The following is a 3322-nucleotide window of genomic DNA, read 5'->3' as shown; positions in this document are numbered from 1 at the left end:
CTCGGGCAAGTCGATGGCGTACCAGCTGCCCGCGCTGACCGCGCTGGTGGAAGATCCCCGCGCGACGGTGCTCTACCTGTCCCCGACCAAGGCGCTGGCGGCCGACCAGCTGCGCGCGCTGGTCCGGCTGGGCGTCGAGGGGGTACGGCCGGCCACATACGACGGTGACACCCCGCGCGAGGAACGCGAGTGGATCCGCCAGCACTCAAGGTTCGTGCTGACCAACCCGGACATGCTGCACCACGCGCTGGTGCCGGGCCACGCGCGCTGGGGTGCGTTCCTGCGCCGCCTGCGGTACGTGGTGATCGACGAGTGCCACACGTACCGGGGGGTCTTCGGCTCGCACGTGGCGCACGTCCTGCGCCGCCTCCGCCGGGTCGCCGCCCGGTACGGCAGCGAACCGACGTTCATCCTGGCCTCGGCGACCTCGGGCGACCCGGCCCACGCGGCGAGCCGCCTCACCGGTCTGCCGGTCGAGGCGGTGACCGACGACGCCTCGCCGCGCGGGGCGACGACCTTCGCGCTGTGGGAGCCGCCACTGCTGCCGCGCGAGCTCGACGACCTGGAGGTCGAGCTGCCACCGGTACGCCGGTCAGCGCTGAGCGAGACGGCTGACCTGCTGACCGACGCCGTGGTGGCGGGCACCCGGACCCTGGCCTTCGTCAGGTCCCGGCGTGGTGCCGAGGTGGTGGCGACGATGACCCGGCGCGCGCTGGACGAGGTGGTGCCGGGCCTGGGTGACCGGGTGGCGGCGTACCGGGCGGGGTATCTGAAGGAGGACCGCCGGGCGATCGAACGGGCCCTGCTGACGGGCGAGCTGCTGGCGCTGGCCTCGACGAACGCGCTGGAGCTGGGCGTCGACCTGGTCGGGCTGGACGCGGTGCTGATCTGCGGCTATCCGGGCACCCGGGCGTCGCTGTGGCAGCAGGCGGGCCGGGCGGGCCGGGCCGGGGGCGAGGCGCTGGCGGTGCTGGTGGCCCGGGACGATCCGCTGGACACGTACCTGGTGCACCACCCGGAGGCGCTGTTCGGCCGCCCGGTCGAGGCGACGGTCCTGGATCCGACGAACCCGTACGTGCTGGGCCCGCAACTGTGCTGCGCCGCCGTGGAGGCCCCGCTGACGAAGGCGGACCTGGAGCTGTTCGGGGGCGCGCCGGCGCTGGCGGCGGTGGAGGCGCTCACCGTTTCCGGGGCGCTGCGCCGCCGGCCGTCGGGCTGGTACTGGACGCACCGCGGCCGCCCGGACGTGGACCTGCGCGGCACGGGCGGGACCCCGATCTCGGTGGTCGAGTCGGCGACCGGCCGCCTGCTCGGCACGGTGGATCAGGGCTCGTCCCACGTCATGCTGCACACCGGGGCGGTGTACCTGCACCAGGGCGTGTCGTACCTGGTGGACGACCTGGACCTGGAGGACGCGGTGGCCCTGGTGCACGCGGCCGAGCCGGACTGCCCGGCCGACCACCCCGCCGCCGCCCTTGACCAGACTGAAGGCTTCTGGACTCACGCCCGGGACGTGACGGACCTGTCGGTGGTCTCGGTCCGCGAGTACGTCGACGCGGGCCCGGTCGGCCTGTTCCTGGGCGAGGTGGACGTGACGAACCAGGTGGTCTCGTACCAGCGCCGCCGGATCGGCTCAGGCGAGGTGATCGACACCCGGCCCCTGGACCTGCCACCTAGGGAACTTCGGACGGTGGCGGTCTGGTTCACGCTCTCACCGAACCTCCTCGTGGCCTCGGGGGTGGAACCGGCGGACTTCCCGGGTGCGCTGCACGCGGCGGAACACGCGGCGATCGGCCTGCTGCCGCTGATGGCGACGTGCGACCGCTGGGACATCGGCGGCCTGTCGACGGCGAACCACCAGGACACGGAAGCGCCGACGGTGTTCGTCTACGACGGCCACCCGGGCGGGGCGGGCTTCGCGGAACGCGCCTACGGAACGGCGGCGGAGTGGCTCCAGGCGACGAGGGAAGCGATCGCCAGCTGCGGCTGCGAGACCGGCTGCCCGTCGTGCGTGCAGTCCCCGAAGTGCGGCAACGGCAACAACCCCCTGGACAAGAAGGGCGCGGTGGCCGTCCTGGACGCGGTCCTCGCTCAGCTGTCGAGTGCGACTCAGACCGGTCCCGCGCGGGCGGCAGCTGACGCGTAGCGGGTGAGTCCCGGCAACGGCGTCACGGTGACCTGGACGGCGATGACGATCTCCAGGCCCTCGACACGGCAGGAGACCATGCGGGCACCGTTGGCGAGGACGAACCGCTCGGCTCTTCGGCAGGCCACCTCCACGCCTTCCACCGCGCGGACTGCGCCGGCCAGTGCGCCCAGGTCAGCCGCTGTCCGAGCCTGATGCCGCCCGACCCGCGCCGCGCCGACGGCCGCCCCGGCGATCCCGGCTGCGACGAGCACCAGCCCGATGGCCAGCACGAAGATCGAGGCGGCACCCCGATCCCTGCCCGGCACCGGGTTCGACGCGGCCGCGCAGAGCCGGGTGCCCGTCCTCATGGGACCGTCCCGGTCAACTCAGGTTCGCGAGCGGCGACGGCTTCCGCGCGTACCGAAATGGCCGGGAGGTGGCCGCCCAGGATCGGAACCGGAGCGCGCACCGTGACCGTCACCGTCTCCTCGCCCTCCACCAACTCGATCTGCGCGTCCGCCGGAGCTATCCGGGCGGCCGCCGCGACGCCCGGCGCGCCACGGGCGGCGACCAGCGCACCCTCCCTGGCGGCGTCCACGCACCGGCCCTGAGCGGTCACCGCCCCGACCGCCGTCAGCCCGGCGAACAGCAGCAGCATGAGCGCCGGCAGCCCGGCCGCCATCTCGGCGGTGAACGCACCCCTGTCCGTCCCGAGCGCCCGCAGACGACCGGGCCACCGGCGCCCACTCACTTCAGGGCGTCGTTGATCACGCCGGTCAGCGACGCCTGCACGGCCGGGCTGCTGAGGACCTTGAGCAGAATGCCGGCGAACGCGACGGCGGCGAGGGTGCCGACCGCGTATTCGGCGGTGTTCATGCCGTCGTCGCCTCGCAGGCCGGCCAGGCGGAGGAACAGTCTGTGCACGTGGATCTCCTTCTTGTGGTGGATTCTCGCGGGACGTCGCCGCGGACGGCGACCAGCACCGGCAACCAGGCCGGCGAGCTTTGCGGGGCTTTCACAGGACGTCGCCCAGGACGGCGACGACCACCGGTACGAGGCCGGCGAGCACGAAGGCGGGCAGGAAGCACAGCCCGAGCGGCAGAACGATGAGGACTCCGGCGCGGTGGGCGGCCGCCTCGACCGCCACCGACCGGTCCCCGCGCAGGTCATCAGCGAGCCGGGTCAGCGCGCCGG

4 protein-coding genes and 1 pseudogene are annotated in these 3322 nt (G+C 73.7%); 1 reads left to right on the top strand and 4 read right to left on the bottom strand.

Features of this window, described 5'->3' with window-relative positions; genetic code table 11:
• On the top strand, positions 1-2146 hold a 2146-nt coding region (locus tag AB0C29_RS39805), incomplete at its 5' end, for a Zn-binding domain-containing protein (protein ID WP_360831954.1).
• Here AB0C29_RS39805 and AB0C29_RS39800 read toward each other — a convergent pair.
• The 4 genes and pseudogenes from AB0C29_RS39800 to AB0C29_RS39785 all read right to left on the bottom strand — a co-directional run.
• The gene (locus AB0C29_RS39800; RefSeq protein WP_360831952.1) at positions 2110-2496 is read right to left on the bottom strand and encodes an Rv3654c family TadE-like protein; all 387 of its coding nucleotides are present in this window, start codon (positions 2494-2496) and stop codon (positions 2110-2112) included. The genes AB0C29_RS39805 and AB0C29_RS39800 overlap by 37 nt on opposite strands.
• On the bottom strand, positions 2493-2810 hold the full coding sequence (locus tag AB0C29_RS39795; RefSeq protein WP_360831949.1) for a TadE family type IV pilus minor pilin: 318 nt from the start codon (positions 2808-2810) through the stop codon (positions 2493-2495). The genes AB0C29_RS39800 and AB0C29_RS39795 overlap by 4 nt, the downstream gene beginning before the upstream one ends.
• Positions 2811-2875: 65 nt before the next feature.
• The gene (locus AB0C29_RS39790) at positions 2876-3004 is read right to left on the bottom strand and encodes a DUF4244 domain-containing protein (RefSeq protein ID WP_246595786.1); all 129 of its coding nucleotides are present in this window, start codon (positions 3002-3004) and stop codon (positions 2876-2878) included.
• Positions 3005-3143: 139 nt separating this feature from the next.
• Positions 3144-3322: pseudogene (locus AB0C29_RS39785) on the bottom strand (secretion system protein); the annotation flags it as partial.

This window comes from Actinoplanes sp. NPDC048791 (assembly GCF_040650095.1).
Lineage (GTDB): Bacteria > Actinomycetota > Actinomycetes > Mycobacteriales > Micromonosporaceae > Actinoplanes.
The sequence above is the reverse complement of the archived record's forward strand: the minus strand, read 5'-3'. Positions and strand labels throughout refer to the sequence as shown.

What these genes read in the sequence shown, in the direction of transcription:
- AB0C29_RS39800 (WP_360831952.1), bottom strand. Translation starts at nt 2,496, where the DNA reads ATGAGGACGGGCACCCGGCTCTGCGCGGCCGCGTCGAACCCGGTGCCG.
- AB0C29_RS39795 (WP_360831949.1), bottom strand. Translation starts at nt 2,810, where the DNA reads ATGGCGGCCGGGCTGCCGGCGCTCATGCTGCTGCTGTTCGCCGGGCTG.
- AB0C29_RS39790 (WP_246595786.1), bottom strand. Translation starts at nt 3,004, where the DNA reads ATGAACACCGCCGAATACGCGGTCGGCACCCTCGCCGCCGTCGCGTTC.